This window comes from Rhodococcus sp. Z13, assembly GCF_025837095.1.
In the GTDB taxonomy this organism is placed as follows: domain Bacteria; phylum Actinomycetota; class Actinomycetes; order Mycobacteriales; family Mycobacteriaceae; genus Rhodococcus; species Rhodococcus sacchari.
The window spans coordinates 1,302,689-1,328,958 of sequence record NZ_CP107551.1 but is presented as its reverse complement, the minus strand read 5'-3'; the positions used below and the strand labels follow the sequence as shown (position 1 = coordinate 1,328,958).

Annotated in this window: 21 protein-coding genes and 1 pseudogene; 7 read left to right on the top strand and 15 right to left on the bottom strand. The window is 69.8% G+C overall.

Annotation, left to right across the window (positions count from 1 at the left end):
• Positions 1-82 precede the first annotated feature (82 nt).
• The 3 genes from OED52_RS06150 to OED52_RS06140 form a co-directional block, all read right to left on the bottom strand.
• Positions 83-2,614: an ABC transporter permease gene (locus tag OED52_RS06150; protein WP_264153785.1), complete on the bottom strand. Its 2,532-nt coding sequence runs from the start codon at positions 2,612-2,614 to the stop codon at positions 83-85.
• A gap of 15 nt (positions 2,615-2,629) precedes the next feature.
• The gene (locus OED52_RS06145) at positions 2,630-3,391 is read right to left on the bottom strand and encodes an ABC transporter ATP-binding protein (protein ID WP_264153784.1); all 762 of its coding nucleotides are present in this window, start codon (positions 3,389-3,391) and stop codon (positions 2,630-2,632) included.
• A gap of 93 nt (positions 3,392-3,484) precedes the next feature.
• The gene (locus OED52_RS06140; RefSeq protein WP_264153783.1) at positions 3,485-4,246 is read right to left on the bottom strand and encodes an SDR family NAD(P)-dependent oxidoreductase; all 762 of its coding nucleotides are present in this window, start codon (positions 4,244-4,246) and stop codon (positions 3,485-3,487) included.
• Between the two features lie 111 nt (positions 4,247-4,357).
• On the opposite strand from OED52_RS06140, the gene OED52_RS06135 reads away from it, so the two are divergent.
• The gene (locus tag OED52_RS06135; RefSeq protein ID WP_264153782.1) at positions 4,358-5,131 is read left to right on the top strand and encodes a deoxyribonuclease IV; all 774 of its coding nucleotides are present in this window, start codon (positions 4,358-4,360) and stop codon (positions 5,129-5,131) included.
• A 68-nt stretch (positions 5,132-5,199) separates the two neighbouring features.
• Here the strand turns inward: OED52_RS06135 and OED52_RS06130 are convergent, their stop codons facing one another.
• From OED52_RS06130 to OED52_RS06120, 3 genes are read right to left on the bottom strand one after another with little or no spacing between them, the layout of a single operon-like run.
• Positions 5,200-5,802 carry a TetR/AcrR family transcriptional regulator gene (locus OED52_RS06130; RefSeq protein ID WP_264153781.1) on the bottom strand — a complete coding sequence of 201 codons (603 nt, stop codon included), beginning with the start codon at positions 5,800-5,802 and terminating at the stop codon, positions 5,200-5,202.
• Positions 5,799-6,554, bottom strand: coding sequence for an ABC transporter permease (locus OED52_RS06125; RefSeq protein ID WP_264153780.1), 756 nt, complete (start codon positions 6,552-6,554; stop codon positions 5,799-5,801). Before OED52_RS06125 ends, OED52_RS06130 begins: the two co-directional genes overlap by 4 nt.
• On the bottom strand, positions 6,551-7,288 hold the full coding sequence (locus tag OED52_RS06120; RefSeq protein WP_264153779.1) for an ABC transporter ATP-binding protein: 738 nt from the start codon (positions 7,286-7,288) through the stop codon (positions 6,551-6,553). Before OED52_RS06120 ends, OED52_RS06125 begins: the two co-directional genes overlap by 4 nt.
• A gap of 124 nt (positions 7,289-7,412) precedes the next feature.
• On the opposite strand from OED52_RS06120, the gene OED52_RS06115 reads away from it, so the two are divergent.
• The gene (locus OED52_RS06115) at positions 7,413-8,003 is read left to right on the top strand and encodes an AMIN-like domain-containing (lipo)protein (RefSeq protein WP_264153778.1); all 591 of its coding nucleotides are present in this window, start codon (positions 7,413-7,415) and stop codon (positions 8,001-8,003) included.
• Positions 8,004-8,218: 215 nt separating this feature from the next.
• Here OED52_RS06115 and OED52_RS06110 read toward each other — a convergent pair.
• A pseudogene (locus OED52_RS06110) lies at positions 8,219-9,611 on the bottom strand (IS1380 family transposase).
• A 184-nt stretch (positions 9,612-9,795) separates the two neighbouring features.
• Between OED52_RS06110 and OED52_RS06105 the strand changes: the two are divergent.
• A complete protein-coding gene (locus OED52_RS06105) occupies positions 9,796-11,694 on the top strand; it encodes an ABC transporter ATP-binding protein (RefSeq protein WP_264153777.1) in 1,899 nt (632 codons plus the stop codon).
• Between the two features lie 18 nt (positions 11,695-11,712).
• Here OED52_RS06105 and OED52_RS06100 read toward each other — a convergent pair whose 3' ends face one another.
• Positions 11,713-13,581, bottom strand: a complete 1,869-nt coding sequence (locus OED52_RS06100) for a DEAD/DEAH box helicase (protein ID WP_264153776.1) — start codon at positions 13,579-13,581, stop codon at positions 11,713-11,715.
• Positions 13,582-13,742: 161 nt separating this feature from the next.
• Here OED52_RS06100 and OED52_RS06095 point away from each other — a divergent pair, with 161 nt between their 5' ends.
• The 3 genes from OED52_RS06095 to OED52_RS06085 all read left to right on the top strand — a co-directional run bounded on the left by OED52_RS06095 (position 13,743) and on the right by OED52_RS06085 (position 17,727).
• On the top strand, positions 13,743-15,053 hold the full coding sequence (locus OED52_RS06095; RefSeq protein WP_264153775.1) for a TrpB-like pyridoxal phosphate-dependent enzyme: 1,311 nt from the start codon (positions 13,743-13,745) through the stop codon (positions 15,051-15,053).
• A 52-nt stretch (positions 15,054-15,105) separates the two neighbouring features.
• The gene (locus tag OED52_RS06090; protein WP_264153774.1) at positions 15,106-15,771 is read left to right on the top strand and encodes a phosphoribosyltransferase; all 666 of its coding nucleotides are present in this window, start codon (positions 15,106-15,108) and stop codon (positions 15,769-15,771) included.
• Between the two features lie 153 nt (positions 15,772-15,924).
• Positions 15,925-17,727: an AMP-dependent synthetase/ligase gene (locus OED52_RS06085; RefSeq protein ID WP_264153773.1), complete on the top strand. Its 1,803-nt coding sequence runs from the start codon at positions 15,925-15,927 to the stop codon at positions 17,725-17,727.
• A gap of 121 nt (positions 17,728-17,848) precedes the next feature.
• Here the strand turns inward: OED52_RS06085 and OED52_RS06080 are convergent, their stop codons facing one another.
• The 3 genes from OED52_RS06080 to OED52_RS06070 are packed head-to-tail and all read right to left on the bottom strand — an operon-like array spanning position 17,849 to position 20,378.
• On the bottom strand, positions 17,849-18,478 hold the full coding sequence (locus OED52_RS06080) for an alpha/beta hydrolase (RefSeq protein WP_413247749.1): 630 nt from the start codon (positions 18,476-18,478) through the stop codon (positions 17,849-17,851).
• Between the two features lie 33 nt (positions 18,479-18,511).
• Positions 18,512-19,705, bottom strand: coding sequence for an amino acid deaminase/aldolase (locus OED52_RS06075; protein ID WP_264153771.1), 1,194 nt, complete (start codon positions 19,703-19,705; stop codon positions 18,512-18,514).
• A 28-nt stretch (positions 19,706-19,733) separates the two neighbouring features.
• Complete coding sequence (locus OED52_RS06070; protein ID WP_264153770.1) at positions 19,734-20,378, bottom strand: TetR/AcrR family transcriptional regulator; 645 nt, start codon at positions 20,376-20,378, stop codon at positions 19,734-19,736.
• A 75-nt stretch (positions 20,379-20,453) separates the two neighbouring features.
• On the opposite strand from OED52_RS06070, the gene OED52_RS06065 reads away from it, so the two are divergent.
• Positions 20,454-21,761, top strand: coding sequence for a D-arabinono-1,4-lactone oxidase (locus tag OED52_RS06065; protein ID WP_264153769.1), 1,308 nt, complete (start codon positions 20,454-20,456; stop codon positions 21,759-21,761).
• Positions 21,762-21,771: 10 nt separating this feature from the next.
• Here OED52_RS06065 and OED52_RS06060 read toward each other — a convergent pair whose 3' ends face one another.
• From OED52_RS06060 to OED52_RS06045, 4 genes are all read right to left on the bottom strand, one after another.
• Complete coding sequence (locus OED52_RS06060) at positions 21,772-22,704, bottom strand: adenosine deaminase (protein ID WP_264153768.1); 933 nt, start codon at positions 22,702-22,704, stop codon at positions 21,772-21,774.
• 51 nt (positions 22,705-22,755) lie between these two features.
• Positions 22,756-23,517, bottom strand: a complete 762-nt coding sequence (locus tag OED52_RS06055; protein ID WP_264153767.1) for a crotonase/enoyl-CoA hydratase family protein — start codon at positions 23,515-23,517, stop codon at positions 22,756-22,758.
• Positions 23,518-23,586: 69 nt separating this feature from the next.
• Complete coding sequence (locus tag OED52_RS06050; protein ID WP_264153766.1) at positions 23,587-24,645, bottom strand: class I adenylate-forming enzyme family protein; 1,059 nt, start codon at positions 24,643-24,645, stop codon at positions 23,587-23,589.
• 105 nt (positions 24,646-24,750) lie between these two features.
• Entirely contained in the window at positions 24,751-26,223 is a 1,473-nt protein-coding gene (locus tag OED52_RS06045; protein ID WP_264154600.1) for a DHA2 family efflux MFS transporter permease subunit, read from the bottom strand.
• Positions 26,224-26,270 lie beyond the last annotated feature (47 nt).

Genomic DNA, 26,270 nt, shown 5'->3' with positions numbered 1-26,270 from the left:
GGGCCGCGAACGGCCTCGGGCCCGCGGCGCTCCGCGGCCCGAGACTGTGGATGGATTCCCCGGTTGTGGAGAACTCGCCTGTCTACACGTCGCTGATCGCTTCCAGCGGCGGGGTCTTGGCCGCTCGCTGCCCCGGCCACAGGGCGGCGAGCACCCCGATGATGCCGGAGGCGATGAGCATGCCGACCACCTGGGACCACGGCACCGAGATGATGTCGAGGCCCTGATCGGCGAGGGTCCGCACGAACGCCCAGCCGAAGGCGAGGCCGAGCACGACACCCACCACCGCACCGAAGACCGCGATGAGCAGCGACTCCAGGTAGATGGTGCGGCGCACCTGGGCGCGCTGCATACCGACCGCGCGGAGCATGCCGATCTCCCGGCGGCGCTCCACCACCGACAGCGCCAGGGTGTTGACGATGCCGAGGATGGCGATCACCACGGCGAGGGCGAGCAGACCGTAGAGGATGGCGAGCAGCATGTCGATCTGCTGCGCCTGCTGACCCTTGAACTGCTCCCGGTCGAGCACCTGGACGATCACGTACTCCTTGACGGCCTCTTCGATGGCGGCGCGGGTGGCGTCGGAGTCGTCGACGGTGTTCATCAGGACCACCATCGCGGAGCGGGAGGTCGGCGGGGTGAGCTGCTCGTAGATCTGCTGCGAGACCACCCACGGCCCGATCAGCTGGTCGTTGTCGGCGAAGATGCCCTTGACCGTCGCCTCGACGGTTTCGCCGTTGCGGTCGGTGAGCGACACGGTGGCGCCCGTCCGGGCACCGTGGTCGTTCGCCGCAGTCTGCGACAGCAGGATCTCGTTGCCGGTCACCTCGACGCTGCCCGACTCGATCTTCAGGTCGACGACGTCCTGGATCGGTCCGCCGGCGGCGGCACCGAACTCGAAGTTCTCGTCGTTCGGGTCGAACTTGGCCTGGAAGCCGTAGAGGGGCACGACCTCCTCGACGGCGGCGACCTTGCCGACCGCCTCCGCCGCGGGTGCGGGCACACCGAAGGCGGCGGGGCCGGTGAGCATGAAGTCCGCCTTCACGCCGGTGTCGACGAGCGCGTCGACGCTGGCCTTGGCCGAGGAGCCGAACACGCCGATCACGGACACGAGCATCAGGCCGAGGGTCAGGGCGAAGGCCGTGGCCGCGGTGCGGCGCGGGTTGCGGGTGGCGTTGGTGCGGGCCAGCCGGCCGACCGCACCGAAGGGCCGCGCGAAGACCGCGCCGAGCGCACCGACGACCGGACGCGACAGGGCGGGTGCGGCGAACAGCACCGCGAGGATCAGCAGGAACGCACCGATACCGACGGTGGCGGCGGCACCGCCGCCGACTCCCCGAGAACCGAACGCGACGAGGGCGGCACCGACGACGGCGCACAGGATGCCGACGATCGTGCGGATGCGCAGCGACTCGACGGTCGCGGTGGACTCCTCGCGCATGGCAGCGACCGGCGGGACGTGCGTCGCGCGGCGGGCCGGGGCGTAGGCGCTGACCACGGTCACGATGATGCCGACGAGCAGCGCGACGATCACGGTGCGCGGCGACAGCTGCAGCGGACCGGACGGCAGACCGAGGTCGGCGGCGTTGAGGGCGGCCCGCAGCCCGTAGGCGAGGGCGACACCCGCGCCGATACCGATGACGCTGCCGATGATGCCGACGACGACCGCTTCGAGGGTCACCGAGCGGCCCACCTGCTGCCGGCTCGCGCCGATGGCGCGGAGCAGGGCGAGTTCGCGCAGGCGCTGGGCGACGATCATCGAGAAGGTGTTGTAGATGATGAACGTGCCGACGAGCAGCGCGATGGCACCGAAGGCGAGCAGGAAGTAGTTGAGGAAGTTCAGGGCCTCGGAGACCTGGGACTTGGTCTCCTCGGCGACCTGCTCACCGGTCTGCACCTTCATGTCGGGCACCGCGGCGGCGATCTCGTCGCGCAGCTGGTCGTCGCTGAGCGAGCCGTCGCCCGCGACGTCGATGTACGACACGTGCTTGCCGTCGCTGAACAGTTCGGACGCCTGCTGTTCGGTGAACAGCACACCGACGTAACCGCCCGTGTCGGCGTCGAGTTCGTAGATGCCGCTGACGGTCACGGGCACCATGCCCTTGGAGATCGTCAGCACCGTGGTCTTGCTGCCGACGGTGAGGTCGCCGCGTTCGGCTGCGCTCTCGTTGATCGCGATCTGGCCGTCCTCGGCGGGCGGGACGCCCTGGACGAAGGTCTGCGGGGTACCGACGAAACGGTCGGGCGGGATGTAGGCGTAGCCCTCGGCGGGGGCACCGCCGGTCTGGATCGCGGCGCCCTCGGAGTCGAGGAGGATGACGCCGCCGTCGATCGACGGGGACGTGCGGGCGACGCCGGGCAGGGCGGCGATCCTGTCGACGTCCTCGACGGGCACGCCGTTGGCGCCGTACTGCTCGGTGGTGACGCGGACGTCGACGCCCTGGGCGACGTCACCGAAGATGTCGTCGAAGGTGCGCTGCAGGGTGTCGGTGAAGACGAACGAGCCGGTGATGAAGGCGGTGCCGAGCACCACCGAGAGCACGGTGAGTGCGAGCCGCACCTTGTGCGCGGCGAGGTTGCGCAGGGCAACCCTGCGGATGGGGTTTCCACTCATGGTCGCGACGGTCTCCTATTCCGCCACCGGAGCCACGGACACGGTGTCGAACTGCTTCATGCGGTCGAGCACGCGGTCGGCGGTGGGCTCACGCATCTCGTCGACGATCTGCCCGTCGGCCAGGAACACGACGCGGTCGGCGTAGCCGGCGGCCCGCGGGTCGTGGGTGACGATCACGACGGTCTGGTCGAACTCGTCGACGGCGGCGCGGAGGATGGACAGCACCTCGCCGGACGAGCGGGAGTCGAGGTTGCCGGTCGGCTCGTCGCCGAAGATGATCTCGGGCCGGCCGGCGAGGGCGCGGGCACACGCGACGCGCTGCTGCTGGCCACCGGACAGTTCGCCGGGGCGGTGGTCGAGACGTTCGCGCAGGCCGAGGCGGGTGACGACGGTGTCGAGCCACTCCTTGTCGGCCTTGCGGCCGGCGATGTCGAGCGGCAGGGTGATGTTCTCGAGGGCGGTGAGGGTGGGGACGAGGTTGAACGCCTGGAAGACGAACCCGATGCGGTCGCGGCGCAGCTGGGTCATGGCCTTGTCGGAGAGGGTCGTCAGGTCGGTGTCGCCGATGAGCACGGAACCGGAGGTCGCGCTGTCGAGACCGGCGAGGCAGTGCATGAGCGTCGACTTGCCGGATCCGGACGGACCCATGATGGCGGTGAACTCACCGGCGGCGAAGTCCGCCGTCACCCCGGCGAGGGCGTGGACGGCGGTCTCTCCGGAGCCGTAGATCTTCTTCAGGTTCTGGGCGCGGGCTGCTGGGGCCGAGTGCGTTGGCATGGCCCATATCTTTCCGTCACGAAGGGAAGTTCACCATCCGGGAGTACCCGGATCTTCGAGTCGGGGATACGACCGTACGGTATCCGGGGATCCTCAGGACCAGCGCGCCTGCCCGCCGTCGAGAGGGACCGTCGCGCCCGTCAGGTACCGGGCCTCGTCGCTCACGATCCAGGCGACGGCCCGCCCGATGTCCTGCTCGGGATCGCCGATGCGGCGCAGCGGGATCGACTTCACGAACTCCGCCGCCTCCTCCGGATTCGTCTCGGTCCACCACTTCAGCCCCGGCGACAGCGCATGGGGGGCGACTGCGTTGACGCGGATGCCGTCCACGCCCCACTCGGAGGCCGCGGTGCGGGTGAGCGAACGCAGGGCCTCCTTCACGGAGGCGTACCCGCCGTAGCCGCTCGTGTCCCACCGTACCGCCGCGGACGTGACCATGGTGACGATCGAGCCGCCGCCGCGGGCCTTCATGACCGGGTGCACGAGCTGCATGGCGTGCAGCGCGGCGAGCGGGCCCGTCCGGTACGCCTTGTCCATGAGCGACGGCTTCAGGCCCAGGAGCGGACCGAGCGGATTGAGGCTCGCGTTGAGGACGAGGACGTCGATCCCGCCGAACCGGTCGACGGTCCGCTGCACGGTGGCGGTGACCTGGTCGAGATCGGAGATGTCGCACACGATCGGTTCGGCGTCGCCGCCGAGGGCGCGGATCTCCTCGACGGTGTCGACGAGTTTCGATTCGGTCCTGCCGGTGACGGCGACGGCCGCACCCTCGCGTGCCAGGGCGAGCGCGACGCCGCGGCCGATTCCCTGACCTGCGCCGGTGATCAGCGCGATCTTCCCGTCGAGGGTGCCCATCGGTACTCCTGTTCTGCCGTCCGCATGTCGTCCCCCGGAAGTCGACCGGATTCCGGGGATCGGCGCGCGGAACGGTCCCGGCAGGCGGGACCCTCCCCTACTCTGTGGCTCATGCGGATAGGTGCGCACGTCCGGCAGGACGACGATCCGATCGGTCAGGGCGAGCATCTCGGTGCCGATCTGGTGCAGGTGTTCCTCTCGGACCCGCAGAAGTGGACGAAACCCGGTGAGCATCCGCGCACCGAGGAGATCCTCGCCTCGGACATCGACGTGGTGGTGCACGCGCCGTACGTGATCAACGTGGCGAGCCTGAACAACCGGGTGCGGATGCCCTCGCGCAAGGCCGTCGCCGACCACGCCGACGCCGCGGCACGGATCGGCGCCTTCGGGCTGGTCGTGCACGGCGGCCACGTCCGGGAGGGCGAGGACGTGCGGGTCGGGGTGGAGAACTGGCGCAAGCTGTTCGAACGCCAGGAGGACAAGGGTGGTTTCGCCGTCCCGATCCTCGTGGAGAACACCGCCGGGGGTGATTTCGCGATGGCCCGCCATCTCGATGCGATCGGCCGGTTGTGGGACGCCATCGGCGACTACGGTCCCGGTTTCTGCCTCGACACCTGCCACGCCTGGGCGGCGGGTGAGGAACTCGTCGACGTCGTCGACCGGGTACGGGCGACGACCGGCCGGATCGATCTGGTGCACCTGAACAATTCCCGCGACGAGTTCGGTTCGGCGCGCGACCGGCACGCGAATCTGGCGGAGGGGACGATCGATCCGCAACTGCTCGCGGAGATCGCGGCGCGGGCGGACGCGCCGATCGTGCTGGAGACCCCGGCGGAGGGGCTCGCCGACGACATCGCCTTCCTGCGTGAGCACACGTCGACCTGATCCTTGCGCGCCCCACGGACGGAAACACCGTGCAGACACCGTGTTCCGGTCCGCAGGGCGCGCGGACGTCAGGTGGGCAGGTCGCCGGTGAGGTAGTGCTGCACGGTGGGAGCGACGATATCGACGAGCCACTCGGAGGGCATCGACGCGAGCGGCTCGAGGCAGAGGATGTAGCGCACCAGCATGATTCCGGTCATCTGGGTCGCCACGAGTTCGGCGCGCAGCCGGCCACTCCCGGCGGGATGGTCGATCCGGTCGAGCAGCGGCGCGAGCGCGACCTCGAGGAGGAACGACCGTACGAGACCGCCGTCGTCACCGGCGATCTGCGCGCGGAACATCGCGACGGCCGCGTCGCGGTGCGGAGAGTCCCACACCCCGAGCAGGGCGGTGACGAGGGCACATCCCAGTTTCTCGGCCGGCGCCTCGTAGACGGGAGCGAGGACGTCACGCGGGTCGACGGGCAGCGCGATGGCCGCGGTGAACAACTGCAGTTTGGAACCGAAGTAGTGGTGCACGAGCGCGGGGTCCACCCCGGCACGGGCGGCGATCGCCCGCACCGTCGTCCGATCGAACCCGTTGGTGGCGAACAGTTCCCGTGCCGATGAGAGGATGTCGTCCCGCGCCCCGGAGTTGCCCGGCCGGCGGCCGGGCCGGCGGACGGTGTCGGTCACGGGGTGCGGCGGCGCAGTGTCGCCGCACCGAGCGCGAGGGCGGCCGCCGCGAACCCGGCGACGACGATCAGGTCGCGCACCATGATGCCGGTGACACCGGGGTGCACGGTGATCTCCTGCAGCGCCTCCACCGCGTAACTCAGCGGCAGGACGTTGCTGATCCATCGCAGCCAGTCGGGCAGATCGTCGCGGGCCACGAGCAGCCCGCACAGCATGAACTGCGGGATGACGATGACCGGCATGAACTGCACGGCCTGGAACTCGGTGCGCGCGAAGGCACTGCACAACAGCCCCAGGGACACGCCGAGCACCGCGACGAGGATCGCCACGACCAGCACCCAGAACACCGATCCTGCGCTGGAGACGTCGAGCAGACCGAACGCCACGGCGCACGCGAGACCGGCCTGGACCGCGGCCGCGAGCGAGAAGGCACTGCCGTAGCCGGCGAGCAGATCGAGTTTCGTCAGCGGTGTGGTGAGCAGCCGTTCGAGGGTGCCCGAGCTGCGTTCGCGCTGCATCGCGATGGAGGTGACCAGGAACATCACGACGAACGGGAGGATGCCGAGCATCGTCACGGCGATCCGGTCGAACAGCGACACCCCACCCGGGCCGGTGGGCACGTTCTGGTACATGAAGTACAGCAGCGTCATCAGCAGGCTCGGGACGAGCACGATCATCGCGACCGTGCGGTGGTCGGCGCGCAGCTGACGCAGGATGCGGGTGGTCGTGGTGGCGTAGACGACGGTGCTCATGACGGTGCTCCCGTCCGGTCGCGGATGAGTCGGAGGAAGGCGTCCTCGAGGCGCGGCTGCCCCGTCCGCTCGCGCAGTTCCCCGGGGGTCAGCTGGGCGATCAGCCGACCCTCGCGCAGCAGGACGAGTTCGTCGCAGTGGTCGGCCTCGTCCATGACGTGACTGGACACGAGCAGGGTGGTGCCGCGGTCGGCGAGGGCGCGGAAGTGCTCCCACAGCTCGGCCCGCAGCAGCGGATCGAGGCCGACGGTGGGTTCGTCGAGGACGAGCAGTTCGGGATCCCCGACCAGCGCGCACGCGAGCGAGACCCGCCCGAGCTGGCCGCCGGACAGGGCGGCCGCGCGGTTCTGCGCGTGGTCGGTGAGGCCCACCGCCGCGATCGTGTCGGCAACCGCGGTCCCCTTCCTCCCGTAGAGGGAGGCGAAGTAGGTGACGTTCTCGACGACCGTCAGTTCGGGATAGACGCTCGGCGACTGGGTGACGTAGCCGATGCGGCGGCGCAGGGCGGCGCTGCCGGCGGGCCGGTCGAGGACGGTGACCGTGCCGGACTCGACGATCTGGGTGCCGACGATCGAGCGCATGAGGGTGGTCTTGCCGCAGCCGGAGGGGCCGAGCAGACCGGTGATGGAACCGCGACGGACGCGGACGGTCACGTCCTCGAGGGCCCGGTGGGTGCCGCGTCGCACGCACAGATCCCGGATGTCCACGGCGTTCGCGGAGGAGTCGACGTTCATGATCCACTCAATTCATCGAGTGTTGAAATTCTCGCCCGACCGAATTGTGCGCCCTGCGTATCGATCCGGTCAACCCCCGCGAGGCCCGCCCGGTCCCCGAGGGGCCCGACGTACCATGAGCCTCATGAAGCACACCCGTCTCGCCCTGGCCGTCACCGCAACCGCCCTGGTCCTGGCGGGGTGCTCCGCCGAGTCCGACGATCCGACGCCGTCGCCCGCGGCCTCGATCGCGAACCCCGCGACCACCTCGGTCCGCGAATCGGCGTCCGCCGAGGTGCCCGGCGACACGAAGGACAAGGTGTCCCCCGCGAGCGAGGACGCCCGGCTCTCCGTCGTCGAGATCCGCACCGGTCGCCACGACGGTTTCGACCGCGTTGTCTACGAACTCGCCGGTGAGGGCACACCGGGCTGGCGCGTGGGCTACGTGAACGAGGCGACGCAACAGGGCAGCGGCAACGAGGTCGCCGTCTCCGGCGACGCCGTGCTCGAGGTCCTCATCGACGGCTCGACCTACCCCTTCGAGATCGGCCTCGAACCGTACGGCGGGCCGGACCCGCTCGTCGCCGAACCGGGCGGGTCGGTCGTCGAGGTCACCGGCTCGGGGGTCTTCGAGGGCGTGACCCAGTCGTTCGTCGGCATCGCCGAACGCGGCACCCCGTTCACGGTGTACTCGCTGACGAACCCGACGCGCGTGGTGATCGACGTCGCCCGCTGACCGGCGGCTCATCGGACGTCGTTTCCGTTACCTCCTCGGCCTAACCTCAATCTTTCGCGCGGACCGCGTGCCGGCCTGAGCGGTCTCGGATTGGGTGTGGAAACCGTGGATCCGGCGTGCATCCACGGTCGACTGCCCGACACGGTCGGGTGGCGTCGGGGTCCACGGCCCCGGAAATCGTGTCCTTTCGTCTCGATGAAACTGGTACATGCAGGTCACGCAGGCGCAGGTAGCGCTGCGAGCCGGTTCAGGCTGGCCACGAGAAGATCGACATCCGGAGCTGTCGCAGCCAGTCGCAGACGAACACGGCGGGCATGCCGGGCGATCTTCCCGGCGATCGACAGCAACCGCAGCCGCAGCCGTTTCGGTTCCCACCGCCGCGCTGGAACCTCGGTCAAGGCGAGCATCTGCATCCACGCGAGCAGCTCGCATGCCAGTTGCACGAGCGCCAACCAGATGCGGTTCTGGTCGAAACCGTGCAACGGAAGATTCTGCAAGCCGGTGGCTTTCGCTGCCCGGATCCGGTCCTCGCACCGAGCCCGTCGCCGATGCCGCAACTCCAGATCTGGCAGCTGACCGCGGCGGGTGTTCGTCACGAACGCGGTCAGGCGTAGGCCGTCGCGGTCGGTGAACCGCAACTGCGCACCGGGGTGTGGGCGCTCCTTCCGGACGATCACCCGCATGCCTTTCGGCCAGGTGGACAGGTCGAGTAGGTCGGTGATCTCGGTGATCCAGGCACCGTCGCGGACCTGCCCGTCGGCGTCGTAGGTCGGGGTCCATGCCTGTTCCGGAACCAGATCGATCGCGTCGGCGTGGGCGTCGGTCAACCCGAATCCGATCGAGTACGATAGGCGACGCTTGGTGAGGTACTCGATCAGGTGGTGGGTACCGCCGGCGCCGTCGATACGGACCAGTACCTTCTTCCCGACCCGGTATGCCGGGTCGAGCGGCAACTGTGCGAGTGCGTCCTGCACCACGGTGATGTGATCGGAGGCGGTGTTCGATCCCGAGTTACCCGGCCGCAGCAGCATCGCGACGGGTTCACCGGTACCGCCGGTGCCGTGGTCGACGAACGCGCACAACGGATGGAAACCGAACCCTCGCTTGAACGTCGGGGCGGCCTGTTCCTTCTCGGAATGCGCGGTGACCAGGGTGGCATCGATGTCGAGGACCAGCGGATGCGCTTCGTCGATGGCATGGTCGGGAGCCGATGTGCCGGCAGCGGCCCAGGCGTGGGAGCGGGCGGTGGCGCGGCCGGTCGATCGCGGCCAGTGCGGTGTCGGTGTCGGCGGCCAACCTGCTGATCAGGCGGGAGACGGTCGGGTCGGAGGCCACCGCACCGAACAGTTCGGGGTGAGCGCGCAGTTGTGCGATGTCGGCGAGGCAGTCCCCACCGAGTGCGAGGGATACCGCGAGGTCGAGGACGATCTTGCCGGGATCGTGTCGGGTCAACGGCTTTCGATACGGTGCGAGTTCGGTCGTCAATGCCGTGGCAAGTCCGGTTTTCTCCGCGGTGCGCAGCAGCAGGACGGCTCCGGCATGCGACACGAGGCCGGTTCCGGTGGCTGATGCGGACAGGTGGGGATAGGGGGACGTAGACTTGCTCACCGGAATGGTGCTCCTCGAACTGGGACTGATTCAACCTTCGCAAGTCGAATTATCCCAGCTCAGAGCATCATTCTTCGTGATTGACACGGGTTTCCGCTCAATCGGCATGAATGCCCGAGGCTAACCTTGACCTCGAGCGCACTCGAGGTTCTAGCGTCGGGTGCGACCCGAGGAGGCCACGTCCATGAGCATGGAAGTCACCGCGTGGAACGCGATGTACAACGCGATGCACGCGGAGAACGATCGCCGACCGTTCTCGCGAGCGAGCCTGACGCGCATCGCCGAGTTCGCACGCCCGCACCGTCGGAACATCGCGTTCTATCTCGTCCTGAGTGTCGTCATCGCGGCCCTGGGGGTGGCGACCCCGGTGCTCGCCGGCCGCGTGGTCGACGCGATCGTCTCCGGTGCCGCCGTATCGGTGGTCGCCGTGCTCGCGGCGATCATCGCCGCGGTGGCACTGCTCGAGGCGGGCCTGGCGATCGCCAACCGCTGGTTGTCGGCGAGCATCGGTGAGGATCTGATCCTGGATCTGCGCACCACGGTGTTCGACCACGTGCAGCGGATGCCGGTCGCATTCTTCACCCGCACCCGCACGGGGGCACTCGTGTCGCGGCTGAACAACGACGTCATCGGGGCGCAGCGCGCGTTCAGCGACACCCTCTCGGGAGTGGTCGGCAACGTCGTCACCCTCGTGATCACACTCGTGGTGATGATCGGGATCTCCTGGCAGATCACGCTTCTCGCACTGTTGTTGCTGCCGATCTTCATCGTTCCCGCGCGGCACATGGGAACCCGGCTGGCGCGGTTGAGCCGTGAGGCCGCGAACCACAACTCGGTGATGAACACCCAGATGACCGAACGGTTCTCGGCTCCGGGTGCGACCCTCGTGAAGCTGTTCGGCCGGCCCGAGCAGGAGTCGGTGGAGTTCGCGGTCCGCGCGCGACGCGTCCGCGACATCGGGGTGCGCACCGCGATGCTGCAGAGCGTGTTCGTCACCTCGCTGACCCTGGTGTCCGCGCTCGCGCTCGCGCTCGTCTACGGACTCGGCGGGTTCTACGCCCTGCGGGGGCAACTCGACGCGGGATCGGTGGTCGCGATGGCGATGCTGCTGACCCGCCTGTACTCGCCGCTCACCGCACTGGCCAGCGCGCGGATGGACGTCATGAGCGCGATGGTGAGCTTCGAGCGGGTCTTCGAGGTCCTCGATCTGAAGCCGCTGATCTCCCAGGCACCCGACGCACGTCCGGTACCGGAGGGACCGGTCTCGGTGGAACTGCGCGACGTCGAGTTCGCCTATCCGTCCGCCGACAGGGTCTCGCTCGCCTCCCTCGAGGAGGTCGCCGTGCTCGACAACCGTGGCGGCGAGACCGTTCTGCACGACGTGTCGTTCCACGTCGAGCCGGGACGGATGGTCGCCCTCGTCGGTTCCTCGGGTGCCGGGAAATCGACCATCGCGCAGCTGATTCCGCGACTGTACGACGTCGACTCCGGGTCGGTGCGTCTCGGCGGGGTCGACGTGCGGGAACTGACCGCCGATTCGATCCGCGCCACCGTCGGGCTCGTCACCCAGGACGGGCACCTGTTCCACGACACCGTCCGCGCGAATCTGCTGCTCGCCCGGCCGGAGGCCGGCGAGGAGGAGCTGTGGGACGCGTTGCGCCGGGCCCGGCTCGACCGGCTCGTCGCGTCGTTACCCTCCGGACTCGACACCGTCGTCGGGGAACGCGGATACCGTCTGTCCGGTGGTGAGCGTCAACGCCTGACGATCGCCCGGCTGCTGCTCGCCCAGCCGCGAGTGGTGGTTCTCGACGAGGCCACCGCCCATCTCGATTCCACCTCGGAGGCCGCGGTGCAGGAGGCACTGGCCGAAGCCCTGGCGGGACGCACATCGGTGGTCATCGCGCACCGCCTCTCGACGATCCGCGCGGCCGACGAGATCCTCGTGGTCGAGGAGGGCCGCATCGTCGAACGTGGCAGCCACGACGAACTGCTCGCCGTGGGCGGCCGTTACGCGGAGCTGTACCGGACGCAGTTCGCGGATGCGGAGCCGAAGCCGCCGGTGACCGCACCGGCGGCCGGCTGACGCATCCGCGAGGCGTCGTCAGTCGCGGTATCCGCCACGACCACCGCGGTCGCTGCGGTGCGAGAAGTCGCCGGACCGGCCCCGACCTTCGCCGTATTCACGTCGGCCACCGCGATCACGCTTGCCGTGGTCGCGACGGTCCCCGCCACGCCGGTCGTCGCCGCGGCGGTCGTCGCGCCCGCGGTACGAGCCCGGACGCCCGGACGGTGCACCGGTGTCGGGCTGCAACTGGATGAGCACGCCCGAGATGCGGGTGGCGCGCAGCGCTTCGAGGGTCTGCGGCGACAGGTCCTTGGGCAGCTCGACGAGGCTGTGATCGGCACGGATGCTGATGTGCCCGAAATCGCCGCGGCGCAGGCCACCCTCGTTGGCGATGGCGCCGACGATCGCACCCGGCTGCACCCGGTGCCGCTTGCCCACCGCGATGCGGTAGGTGGCCATCTCCTGGCCGTCGCGACCGACCTTCGGGCCGTCGTCGAAGCGACGCGGCGGACGCTCCCGCTGCTCGCGCTCGCGGCGCGGCGGCACGAACGGCTCCGGGTCGGCCTCCATGAGGAACGACTCGCCGTCGCGCGAGAGCACCGCCAGCGCGGCGGCGATGTCGGCGAGCGGCACGTCGTGCTCGCGCTCGTAGTCCTCGATGAAGGTCCGGAACAGCTGCAGGTGATCGGAGGTCAGCGCCTCGGTGATCGAGTCGTTGAACTTCGCCACGCGCTGCGCGTTGACGTCCTCCACGGTGGGCAGCTGCATCTCGGCCAGCGGCTGGCGGGTGGCCCGCTCGATGGCCTTGAGCAGGTGACGCTCCCGCGGTGCGACGAACAGCAGCGCGTCGCCGGTGCGCCCGGCGCGGCCGGTGCGGCCGATGCGGTGCACGTACGACTCGGTGTCGTGCGGGATGTCGTAGTTCACGACGTGGCTGATGCGGTCGACGTCGAGGCCGCGGGCGGCGACGTCGGTGGCGACCAGGATGTCGAGGGTGCCGTTCTTGAGCTGGTTGATCGTGCGTTCGCGCTGCGCCTGCACGATGTCGCCGTTGATGGCGGCCGCGGAGAAACCGCGGGCGCGCAGGCGTTCGGCGAGGTCCTCGGTGGCCTGCTTCGTGCGGACGAAGATGATCATGGCCTCGAAGGACTCGACCTCGAGGATGCGGGTCAGCGCGTCGAGCTTGCGCTGGTGCGAGACGAGGACCCACCGCTGGGTGATGTTCGCCGACGTCGTCGTCTTCGACTTGACGGTGATCTCCTGCGGATCCTTCAGGTACTGCTTCGACAGCCGGCGGATCGCACCCGGCATGGTCGCCGAGAACAGCGCGACCTGCTTGGTGTCCGGGGTGTCGGCGAGGATGCGCTCGACGTCCTCCTGGAAGCCCATGGTGAGCATCTCGTCGGCCTCGTCGAGGACGAGGTATTCGAGCTCGGAGATGTCGAGGGTGCCCTTGGAAAGGTGATCGATCACACGTCCCGGGGTGCCGACGATGACCTGGGCGCCGCGGCGGAGGCCGGAGAGTTGCACACCGTAGGCCTGGCCGCCGTATATGGGCAGCACGTGCAGGCCCGGGATGTGGGCGGAGTACTTACCGAAAGCCTCCGCGACCTGCAGCGCGAGTTCGCGGGTGGGCGCCAGCACCAGCGCCTGGGGCCGCTTCTTGGCGGCGTCGATCCGGGAGAGGATCGGCACCGCGAAGGCGGCGGTCTTGCCGGTGCCGGTCTGAGCGAGACCGACGACGTCCCGTCCCTCCAGCAGCGGTGGGATGGTCGCCGCCTGGATCGGCGACGGGGACTCGTAACCCACGTCCGAAAGAGCCTGCAGGACACGGTCGTCGATGGCGAGATCGGCGAACGTGAGAGCCGCGGTCTCCTGGTCGGGGGCGTCTTGAATTTCACTCATTTGACCAGCAGTTTATCCGATGAACCTACTCCCCCGTGCGGGACCGGACCAGCGACCAGCAGCGGAACGGGCCCGCGGATGACCGACCCCACCCCCGGTGCCCGCAGGCCGTACAGGTCACACTGGGCGCGCCCCTGTACACGATCGAAGGATTCACCGAAGTGACGGATTCCCTCGCCGCACCCGCTCCCACCGTCGGGAAGTCGGGCGTTCCGACCCATTGGTACAACATCGTCGGCGACCTCGAGGTCGCGCCGCCGCCGCACCTGCATCCCGGCACCCGCGAACCCCTCACCGCCGACGATCTGGCGCCGCTGTTCGCCTCGGGCCTGATCGAGCAGGAGCTGTCCACCGAGACCGACATCGAGATCCCCGAGCCGGTGCGCGAGGTCTACGCCGGCTACCGCACCACCCCACTGTTCCGGGCCCGCTCGTTCGAGAAGGCGCTCGGCACCCCGGCCCGCATCTACGTCAAGTACGAGGGTGTGAGCCCGGTCGGCAGCCACAAGGTCAATTCCGCTGTGGCACAGGCGTACTACAACTCGCTCGACGGGGTCACCAAGCTGACCACCGAGACCGGCGCCGGTCAGTGGGGCTCGGCCCTGTCGTTCGCGTGCGCGAAGTTCGGGATCGACCTCGAGGTGTGGCAGGTCCGTGCCTCCTACGAGTCCAAGCCGTACCGTCGCTTCCTCATCGAGACCTACGGCGGCACGGTGCACTCGAGCCCGTCGGAGCTGACCGAGGCCGGTCGCGCGGTGCTCGCGGAGCAGCCCGACACCCCCGGTTCGCTCGGCATCGCCGTGTCCGAGGCCGTCGAGGTGGCGGTGAAGGATCCCGCAGCCCGCTACACCCTCGGCTCGGTACTGAACCACGTGGTGCTGCACCAGACCGTCATCGGCCTCGAGGCGGTCGAGCAGCTGCGCGACGCCGGTGAGCCGCAGGCGGACGTCGTGTTCGGCTGCGCCGGTGGTGGCTCCAACCTCGCGGGTCTGGCGTTCCCCTTCCTGCGCGAGGTCCTGCACGACCGTGCGAAGACCCGAGTGGTGGCCGTCGAGCCGGCGGCGTGCCCGTCCATCACGAAGGGCGAGTACCGGTACGACCACGGCGACATCGCCGGCCTGACGCCGCTGCTGAAGATGCACACCCTCGGCCAGGACTTCATCCCGGACCCGATCCACGCCGGTGGCCTGCGCTACCACGGCATGGCGCCGCTGCTCAGCCACACCGTCGAGCTCGGCCTGGTGAACGCCCAGGCCGTGGCCCAGACCGAGGCCTTCGCCGCGGCCGTGCTGTTCGCGCGGAACGAGGGCATCGTGCCCGCGCCGGAGTCGTCGCACGCGATCGCCGCGGCCGCGAAGTACGCGCGGTCGCTGTCGGAGCCGGAGGTGATCGTCATCGGTCTGTCCGGCCACGGCCAGCTCGATCTGCCCGCCTACCACTCGTACCTGTCGGGCGAGCTCGACCAGGCCTGACAGCCGCTCCGAAGGTCCCGCGTGGCGTATCGCACCGTCCCATACTGGAGACGTGCGGTACGCCACGCGCGCGGAGGCGGGCCGACGACTCGCCCGCTCCGCCGAGCATCTGCGCGGCACCCATCCGGTGGTGCTCGCGCTTCCCCGGGGCGGGATCCCCGTCGCCCGCGAGCTGGCGTCCGCGCTGGGGGCGCCCCTCGACGTCCTCGTCGTCCGCAAGCTCGGCGTCCCCTGGCATCCCGAACTCGCGATGGGCGCGATCGCCGAGGGAGATCCGGCGGGCGACCCACCCCTGTTCCGGGTCCTCAACGACGAGGTCGTCCGGCGCGGACGGATCGCGCCGGAGTCGATCGAGAACATCCAGCTGCGCGAGACCGCGGAACTCGTGCGCCGCGCCGAGGTCCTGCGTGCGGGACGTCCCCGCCTCCCCCTGGCCGGCCGCACGGCCGTTCTCGTCGACGACGGCATCGCCACTGGCGCGACCGCCGCGGTGGCCTGCACGGCCGCGCGGGCCGCGGGTGCGGCGCGGGTGGTGCTCGCGGTGCCGGTCGCCTCCCCGGAGGCCGTCGCGCGGGTGCGCCGGGTGGCCGACGAGGTGATCTGCCCGTGGACGCCTTCCGACACCGACAGCGTCGGCGCGGCATATCACGACTTCCATCAGCTGGACGACGCGGAAGCGCACCGTCTGCTCCACAGCCTCCCGAATTCGGCGGAATGAGTGGTGTTTCTCATTACTCGCCGGTAGCATTGTTGTACAGATCACTGCTTATCGGACTGTAAAATCTGGGCATTTCAGACACGTGGGTGATGCAAATCTCCCCCGCATGTGATGCAATGCACAGCGCAAGTCCTTAACGATGGAGGGGTCACAGTGAGAGAGATTGCCGTGCCACAGTCGTTCTCGATTGCCGAGAACACGTCGATGGCCGATTCGGTGTTCCGGCACGAGAAGGAATCGCCGAACTTCGTGCCGTTCGAGCGGCTGATCGACGGCAAGTGGGTACCTGTCACGGCTCGCGAGTTCGCGGCGCAGGTGCGCGCCGTGGCGAAGGGCCTGATCGCCTCGGGTATCGAGCTGGGCGATCGCGTCGCGATCCTCTCGGCCACCCGCTACGAGTGGGTCCTGCTGGACTACGCGATCTGGACCGCGGGCGGCGCCACCGTCTCCATCTACGAGACCTCCTCCGCCGAGCAGGCGAAGTGGATCCTCGAGGACTCGGAGACCAAGCTCATCGTCGTCGAGAACTCGGGCCACGTGGACACGGTCCGCGACGTCGTCGAGGGTGCCCCCTCCGTGCGGGAGATGCTGCAGATCGAGCCGGCCTCCGGCGCGAAGGGCGCGATCGACGAGCTCGTGGCGCGTGGCGCGGCCGTCACCGACGAGCAGGTCGAGGAGCGTCGCAAGCAGGTGAACTCCGAGTCCGCCGCGACCCTCATCTACACCTCCGGCACCACGGGACGCCCGAAGGGCGTGCTACTCAAGCACCGCCAGTTCGCGTCCGAGTCGGCCGCGGCCCAGCTCGCGCTGCCCGACTCGATGCACGAGGGTCAGCGCACCCTGCTGTTCATCCCACTGGCCCACGTGTTCGCGCGCCTGATCTCCTTCGCGGCGTTCGACACCAAGGTCACCGTCGGCCACACCTCCGACCTGTCGACCCTGCTCGACCAGTTCGCGGTGTTCAAGCCGAACTTCATCCTCTCCGTGCCCCGCGTGTTCGAGAAGGTCTACAACTCGGCGAAGCAGAAGGCCTACGACGGCGGCAAGGGCAAGATCTTCGAGAAGGCCTCCGACGTCGCGATCGAGTACAGCAAGGCGCTCGAGAACGGTGGCCCCGGCCTCCCCCTGAAGATCCAGCACTTCGTGTTCGACAAGCTGGTCTACAGCAAGCTCAAGGCCGCGCTCGGTGGCAACGTCACCCGCGCCGTGTCCGGCGGTGCCGCGCTCGGCGCCCGCCTCGGCCACTTCTTCCGCGGCATCGGCGTCACCATCTACGAGGGCTACGGCCTGACGGAGACCACCGGCGGCATCATCATGAACACGCCGAAGGAGCAGAAGATCGGCACCGTCGGCAAGCCGTTCAACGGCTGCGCGGCGCGGATCGCCGACGACGGCGAGCTGCTGCTCAAGGGCCCGATGGTCTTCGAGGGCTACTGGAAGAACGACGAGGCCACCAAGGACGCGATCCGCGACGGCTGGTTCCACACCGGCGACATCGGCACGATCGACGAGGACGGCTTCATCTCGATCACCGGCCGCAAGAAGGAGCTCATCGTCACCGCCGGTGGCAAGAACGTCGCCCCGGCGATCCTCGAGGACGCCCTGCGCGCCCACCCGCTGATCAGCCAGGTCATCGTCGTCGGTGACAACAAGCCGTTCGTCGGTGCCCTCATCACCCTCGACCCCGAGGCCCTGCCGGGCTGGCTCGAGCGGCACGGACTGCCCGCGGGCACCACGGTCTCGCAGCTCATCAAGAACCCCGATCTCATCGCCGAGATCGACGAGGCCGTCGCGGAGACCAACAAGAAGGTCTCCAAGGCCGAGTCGATCCGCAAGTACCGCATCCTCGAGACGGACTTCAGCATCGAGACGGGTGAGCTCACCCCGACGCTGAAGCTCAAGCGGAACATCATCCACGAGAAGCACGGCCAGGAGATCGAGTCGATCTACAGCTAGGCCGCCTACGACCGGGCCGCCTACGACCCGGCCACACCGTCACGGCGACTGTGCCCCCGCTCCGTGCGGGGGCACAGTCGTTTCCGCGGTCGTGTGTCCCGGCCGTGTGTGTTCGGGTCCGTCAGGGACACCCGGTGGTCTCGCGCACGAAGGCGGCGACGTCCCGGGTGACGGTGCGATGCACCGGCTCGTGCAGCAGGTCGTGACCCGCGTCCTCGTATTCGCGCATCCGCACCCCCGGCAGGTCGCGCACCCAGGCCCGGACCGGGTCGATCGGGGCGAGCCGGTCGTCGACGCCGTGGACCACGAGCGCCGGCAGCCTGCTGTCGCGCAGGGCCGCGGCCGTCTCCGGCAACAGCACGGTGCGCGGGGTCCCGCACAGCACCACCGCGGCACAGGGAGCGGGATCGGGATCGGCGCGCAGGACGGCGAGCGTGGACGCCGCTCCCAGCGAGTGCCCCATCAGCACGAGCGGCAGGCCCGACTCCCGGGCGAGGGCGGTCAGGCGGGCGATGTCGGCGGCGTGGTCGGCGACGTCCCCGGCCGAGCCGGGCTGCCCCTCGGACAGGCCGTGACCGGCGAGGTCGAGTCCCCACAAGGCGATGCCCTCCGCGGCCAGGCCGGCGGCGAAGCGGTGGTAGTGCCCGGTGTGCTGGCCGAAGCCGTGGGTGAACACGACACCGGCGCAGGCATCGTCGACCGGCCAGGTGCGCCAGTGGACACGGCCCACGGATCCCGGGAAGAACGTCAGCGGCATGCGGTCATTGTCGCCGCCCCGCGGATCTCACCAGCATCCACCTTCCCCGCGGTAGGTCGGGACCTCGGTGCGGCCCTGCTCGTCGACGAGATACACGCGGTCGAACCGCTCGCACAGCTCACCGGCCTTCGCGTGCCGGAACCACACCCGCCCACCGATGGGGATGCCGGCGGCGGCGCGCCCCGTCACCGGGGTCTGCACCTCCCCCGCCCCCTCGGTGCCGAGCAGCTTCAGCCCGGACGGGCGGACCGGCTTCGGCACCCGGGACGGGCCCGCGGGACCGGAGGCGATGTATCCGCCGCCGAACAGGGTGGTGATCGACGGGGACGGTCTGCGGACCGCGGGCAGCGCGAAGAACATCGCCGGGTGCGGGGTGAAGGCCCGGTAGCCGTCGAAGAGGGTCGGGACGTAGAGACCCGATCCCGCGGTCGCCTCGGTGACGACGGGATCGGCGGTGGTCACCTCCAGCGATCCGGTACCGCCGCCGTTGACGATCCCGAGATCGCCCGCCACCGACCGGACCGCGTCGACGACGGCGCGGCGCCGCGACGCGAGTTCGCGGGCGGAGGCCCGCTTGACCCACCGCACCGGCAGCGACGAGTCGGGCAGGCCCGCGATCTGCGCCTCGTAGAACATCACCCCGACGACGGTGAATCCCGCTGCGGTCGCCCGGCTCGCGAGATCGGCCGCCTCCTGCGGGGTGCGCAGCGGGGAGCGCCGCACCCCGAGGTGCACCGGCCCGACGCGCAGCGAGGCGTCGACGTCGAGGCAGATACGTGGACGAATATCCTTGGAACCAAATGCATCCCGGATGATGCGGAGATGATCCGGCGAGTCGACCATGAGCGTCACGGCGTCCAGCGCGTCCGGGCGTGCGCCGAGATCGGCCAGGGCCGTGCGGTCGACCGTCGGGTAGCCCAGCAGGATGTCGCGGGCGCCGCGCTCGACGAGCCACAGTGCCTCGCGCAGCGAATAGGCCATGATGCCGCGGAAGCCGCCGCGTGCGGTCAGTTCCGGGCCGAGCACCTCCTCGAGGACGGCCCGGCACCGCACCGACTTGCTCGCGACCCGCACCGGCACCCCGCTCGCGCGCCGGACGAGGTCGTCGGCGTTGCGGCGCAGGGTCGGAAGGTCGATGACCGCGAAGGGCGGGTCGAGGTCGGCGGTCGCGGCGTCGATGCGGTCGAGTACGTCGACGGGGCTGGAATCTGCTCGGAGCACGGCGAATCCGTTCGGATGGCGGGTGGGGTCAGGGCCGGGTGACGGCGCGGGAGGCGATGACGTCGGCGATGGTGTCGAGTTCGGCCTCGCCCGCGTCGGCGTTCCGGTCGACGAGCCAGCGCAGCACGAAACCGTCGAGCAGGGCCAGGGCGAGCCGGGCGACCGCCTCGGTGGGCAGCGTCCAGCAGACACCGCTGCGTTCGGCGCAGGCGTCGAGGAAGGCCACCGCCTGCTCGTCCATCCGGCGGTACTGCTGCGCGGCGATGTCACCGCTCGTGGCCGGCCCGCCCGCGCGGTGCCGCAGCGAGTAGGTGGTGATCTCGTAGGTGAGGATCTGCAGGCCGCGGGTGGAGTCGACGGCGGACCACATCGCCCGGAGCGCGGACAGCAGCATCGCACGCAGGCGTTCGATGCCCTGCAGGTGCGTTCCGTCCGCGGGCACGTCGAAGGCGGCCTGCATGGCCTCGAGCAGCTGGTCGACGACGGTGTGGGCCATCGCGACGACGAGGGCTTCCTTGCTCTCGAAGCAGTAGTGGACGACGCCGAGGGAGACCCCGGCCTTCTCCGCCACGGCGCGGACGGTCACCGCCCCGACGCCTCCGTCCTCTGCGAGTTCCAGTGCGGCGTCCACGAGTTGGGTACGGCGCTCGTCGGCAGGCAACCGATTCGACATGCACCGATCGTAGAGGCCCGAACGGTTCGGGAGGAAGTATTGACTTGGACGTACGTCCATGTCGATGATGTCGGCATGGCCCTGTGGCAGAACTGGGCGCGCACCGAGAGCGCCTCCCCGCGGTACTTCGACACCCCGGAGACCGTCGACGAACTCGCCCGTGTCGTCGCCCGCGCCACCGAGCGCGGCGAGCACGTCAAGGCCGTCGGCGCCGGACACTCCTTCACCGGTGCCGCTGTCACCGACGGCACCCTGATCTCTCTCGACCGCATGTCCGGCCTCGTGGAGGTGGAACCGACGGCGCTCGGCGCCCGCGTCACGGTGCAGGCCGGGACCCGGTTGCACGAGTTGAGCGAACTGCTGTGGTCGCACGGGCTCGCCCTGCCGAATCTCGGCGACATCGACGTGCAGTCCGTCGCCGGCGCCGTCTCCACCGGCACACACGGCACCGGCGCGGCCTTCCGCGGCCTGGCCGCCGCCGTGTGCGGGGCGACGATCGTCCTGGCCGACGGCCACGTGGCCACGTGCTCCCCCGAGCAGGACCCCGAGCTCTTCGAGGCCGCCCGCCTCGGTCTCGGCGCCCTGGGCGTGCTCGCCACCGTGACCCTCGAGTGCGTACCGGCCTTCCGCCTGCGCGCCGAGGAGTCCCCTTCGTCGCTGCGGGACACGCTCGACCGGATCGACGAGTTGCGCAGCGGTGTCGATCATTTCGAGTTCTACTGGTTCCCCCACACGGACGGGGTGCTGGTCAAGCGCAATACCCGACTGCCGGGACCGACGCCGGTGCACCCGGTCGGCCGGGTGCGGACCACCCTCGACGACGAACTGCTCTCCAACGGCGCGTTCGCACTGTTCCAGCAGGTCGGGACCCGGGCACCGGCCACGATCCCCGCGCTCAACCGGATCTCCTCGCGCGCCCTGTCGCCGCGCACCTACGTCGACCGCAGCTACCGGGTGTTCGCGTCGAAGCGGCGGGTGCGGTTCCGTGAGATGGAGTACGCCGTCCCGGCCGGCAGCCTGCCGGAGGTGCTGCGGGAGATCGACGGATGGTTGCAGCGCAACGACATCCGCATCGGCTTCCCTGTCGAGGTGCGGTTCTCGGCCGCGGACGACGTGTGGCTGTCGACCGCGCACGGCCGCGACACCGCCTACGTCGCGGTGCACCAGTACCACCGGCGCGACCACCGCCCGTACTTCGACGGGGTCGAGCCGATCCTGCGGGCGGCGCAGGGCCGGCCGCACTGGGGCAAGCTGCACTCGCTCACCGCCGCCGAACTGCCCGATCTGTACCCCCGTTTCGGAGACTTCCTCGCCGTGCGCGACAAGGTGGATCCGCAGCGGACCTTCACGAACCCTTATCTCGACCGCATCCTCGGCACCTGAGGAAACCGAATCAGAGGAAGGCGGCTTCCCAGGAATTGCGTTGCAGCACCGACTGTTCGTCGTCGGTGAGATCGAGGGAGTCCCGCAGCGCGGCGAAGTTGTCGTCGACGTAGCCGCCGAAATAGGCGGGATCGTCGGAGTGCACGCTCACCGCGAGCCCGGCGTCGAGCATGCGCCGCAGGGGATGGTCGGCGAGCGTGTCGACCACGCGCAGACGCACGTTCGACAACGGGCACACCGTCAGCGGGATCCGTTCGTCGACGAGACGGGCGACGAGCTCGGGGTCCTCGAGGGAGCGGATGCCGTGGTCGATCCGTTCGGCGCCGAGCAGATCGAGTGCCTGCCACACGTATTCGGGTGGCCCCTCCTCCCCCGCGTGCGCGGTGACGTGGAGGCCCTCGGCGCGGGCGCGGGCGAAGACGTCCTCGAACAGCGAGGGCGGATGTCCGACCTCGGCGGAGTCGAGACCGAGCCCGATGATCGGGGCGCCGAGACGCAGCAGTTCGCCGAAGACCTCCTGCGCTTCCGTCACCGGCCGGTCACGCACGATGGAGGCGATCATCGCCACGTCCATCCCGAACTCGCTGTGCGCACCGGCGACCGCGTCGGCGAGACCGGCCGCGACCTCCGCGAGCGGCACCCCGCGCGAGGTGTGGGCCTGCGGGTCGAAGAAGAACTCCGCCCGTCGCACCCCACCCCTCGCCGCGCGCGCGAAGTACGCGCGGGCGAGGTCGGCGAAGTCCTGCGCGGTGCGCAGCACCTGCATGTTCGCGTAGTACAGGTCGAGGAAGGACTGCAGGTCGGTGAACCGGTAGCGGGCGCGCAGGTCGTCGAGATCCCGGTAGGGCAGCTCGACGCCGTTGCGCTCGGCGAGCGCGAGGATGGTCTCCGGCTCGAGGCTTCCCTCGATGTGCACGTGCAGTTCGGCGAAACCCTCGGTCACCGGATCCTCTCCTCCCCCGCCCACGGCGTCACGGGCCGGCGTCCTTCCGGGTCAGCGGCCCTTCCAGACCGGGGCGCGCTTCTCCGCGAAGGCGGTCGCGCCCTCCCTGGCGTCCTCCGAGGTGAACACGGGCGCCATGAGTTCCATCTGCTTGTCGAAGGCCTCCTCGCGCGACCAGTCGCCCGAGCGGACGATGATCTCCTTGGTCACCGCGACGGCGAGCGGGCCGTTGGCGGTGATGCGCTCGGCCAGCGCGAGCGCGCCGTCGAGCGCCTGCCCCGGTTCGGTGAGCGTGTTGACGAAGCCGTAACCGTGCGCCTCCTCGGCGGTGAACGTGTCGCCGGTGAGCGCGAGTTCGAGGGCCTTCTGGTACGGGATGCGGTGCGGCAGGCGCAGCAGCCCGCCGGCACCGGCGACCAGCCCCCGCTTGACCTCGGGGATGCCGAAGCGGGCGTCCTTCGCCGCGACGACGAGGTCGGTGGCGAGGACGAGTTCGGTGCCGCCGGCGAGGGCGAAACCCTCGACCGCGGCGATCAGCGGCTTGCGCGGCGGCGCCTGGGTGAACCCGAGTCCCTTGCCGGGGACGACGACGTTCTCGCCCGCCACGAACGCCTTGAGGTCCATGCCCGCACAGAAGTTACCGCCGGCACCGGTGAGGATGCCGACCGAGATCGAATCGTCGTCGTCGAGCTCGTCGACGGCGTCGGCGAGGGCCCGGCTCACCGCGGCGTTGACCGCGTTGCGGGCCTCGGGCCGGTTGATGGTGATGATCAGAACTCGATCGCGACGTTCGAGCAGGACTTCGTCGGACATACGTGCACCTCTCGCGCGGGAACCTGGATCTGCTGACAGCTGTATACCCGACTTCGTCTGTGAGTGCGATCACAACACCCGCACGGCGATCGGATCGACGAACCCTTCCCCGTCGATGCACACCTGATCGCCCGTACGGAACCACCCGTCCTCGGTGAACGCCTCGGCCGTCGCAACCGGGTCCTGCCAGTACCGACGGGCCACACTCGGTCCGCGGCACAGCAGTTCGCCGATCCCCTTCTCCGCGTCGGGGCCGAGCAGGGCCACCTCGATCCCACCGAACGGGACTCCGACGCTGCGCGGGTGCCGGTGGCGGTGTTCGGAGGGCAGCAGTAATCCGATGCCGCCGGTCTCGGCCACCCCCCAGCCGCGGACGCACCGCGAGGTCGGGAACGCGGCACGCAGGTGCCGCCACGGCACCCGCACGACCCGGGAACCACCGACGACCACGGTGCCACCGAAGGCGAGGGTGGGCAGCAACTGCACGCTGCAGCCGACCGCCGTGGACAGCGGCGCGGTGATCACCGTGCGGGTGCCCTCCGCCCCGAGATCCATGGCGTGCCCGACCGCCTCGATCGTCGACAGCACGTTGGTGTTGGTCAGCTCGACGCCGCGCAGGGCACCGGCCTCGGCGCGCACGTAGTACAGCAGCGCGAGTTCGTCCGGGGACGCACCGCCGTCGAGGAACGGAACGCCGTCGGGGAGGTCGCCGTCGAGGGTCAGCACGGCGCCGCTGTGGGCCTCGATCCACTCGATCTCGGCGGCGTTGCACGAGGGGGCGGGGAGCACCGGAACCGCCCCGGCGAGCACCACCCCCAGGAAACCGGAGAGCCAGCGGAAACCGTTGGGATAGCTCACCACCACCCGGTCCGCCGGGCCGACCCCCTGGTCGAGGAGCCCGCCGGCGACCCGCGCGGCCGACGCCCACAGTTCCCGGAAGGTGAGGACCCGGCCGACACGGTCGACGGCCGCCGTGCGGTTCGAATACCGCAGGGCACTGCGATCGAGCAGCTCGGCCAGGCACGGCTCGAGGGATTCGTACTGCAGGATTCCACCGGTCCGGCGGGTGATCCGTTCGTCCCGCAGCCACCGGCCGCCCACCGGAATCTCGACCACTGCCAACGACATGTCACCTCCCACCGCCGCGTGTGACTGCACTATATGGCGTGGATCACATCCGATGGGCGGAAACCGGGGACCGGCCGCCCGGACGCAGGCCGGCGGGTGGAAGCGCTAGGCCGGTCGTCCCGCCTCGGCCGTGGCGAGACGCTGCGCCTGCTGGCTCGCGGGCCGTTCGAAGCACAGCGACGCCACCAGCCCGACGAGCAGGACCACGGCGGGCAACCACATCGACTCCGCCATCGCCGACGCGAACGGCTCGCGCAGCGGCTCGGGCAGGACGGCCACGTCCATCTCGGAGGTGCCGCCACCACCGAGACCGTTGGCCGAGAGCCGGGCGGCCATCATCGCGCCGAGCGCGGCGCTGCCGAGGACCGCGCCGACCTGACGCATCGTGTTGTAGACACCGGCACCGGCACCGGCCTGGCTCTGCGAGAGACGGTTGGTCGCGGTGGCCGACAGCGGCGACCAGATGCCGGCGTTGGCGACACCGACCAGGGCGATCGGCAGCAGCAGCTGCCAGGTGGGCACGTCGGGGGTCATCACCAGCGCGAGCCAGCCCAGGCCGATGGCCAGCAACGCGAAGCCGGTACCGGCGATCACGCGCGGGTGGACCCGGTCGACGAGCCGGCCGACCGAAGGAGCGAGCACACCGCTGAGGACGGCCATCGGCACCATGAGCAGTGCCGAACCCGTCGGGCTGAGCCCACGCACGGCCTGCGCGTAGAACATGATCGGCAGCATCACACCGGTGATGGCGAAACCCATCGAGGAGATGCCGATGTTCGCGAGCCCGAAGTTGCGGTCGCGGAACAGGCTCAGCGGCACGAGGGGCTCACCGCGGTTACGGGACTGCTGGTAGACGAACACGACGAGCAGCGCGAGGCCGGCGAGGATCGAGGCCCACACCCCGGCCGACCAGTCGTAGGAGTTGCCCTCCTGGATGCCGAAGACGAGGAAGAACATGCCCAGGCCGCTGAGGATCACGCCGACCACGTCGAAGCGGTGCCGGCCGGTGGGCAGGGTGGGCACGAACTTCGCGGCGAGGACGAACCCGATGATCCCGACGGGCACGTTCACGAAGAAGATCCACTCCCAGCCGAACCCGTCGACCAGCAAGCCGCCGGCGAGCGGACCCACGAGGGTCGCGACGCCGGCGACGGCGCCCCACAGTCCCATCGCGGTGCCGCGGCGGTCCGGCGGGAAGATCCGGGTGATCACGGCCATCGTCTGCGGCGACATCAGCGCGGCGCCGAAGCCCTGGAAGACACGGGCGACGATGAGCATCTCGATGGACGACGACAGGCCGCACCACAGGGACGCGAGCGTGAACAGCACCAGACCGGACAGGTAGACGCGGCGCTGGCCGAATCGGTCGCCCAGGCGCCCGGTGACCAGCAGCGGCACGGCGTAGGCGAGCAGGTAGGCGCTGGTGACCCACACGACCGTGTTGATCTCGGCCGTGAAGCTCCGCATGATCGCCGGGTTGGCGACGGCGACGATCGTGCTGTCGACCAGGATCATGAAGAAGCCGAGGCACAACGCTCCCAGTGCCGCCCAGCGGGCACCGTCCGTCAGTTCCGCCACCGCAGGTTCGGGTCCACGTCCGCCCGTCGGCACGCTGCTGGTTTCGC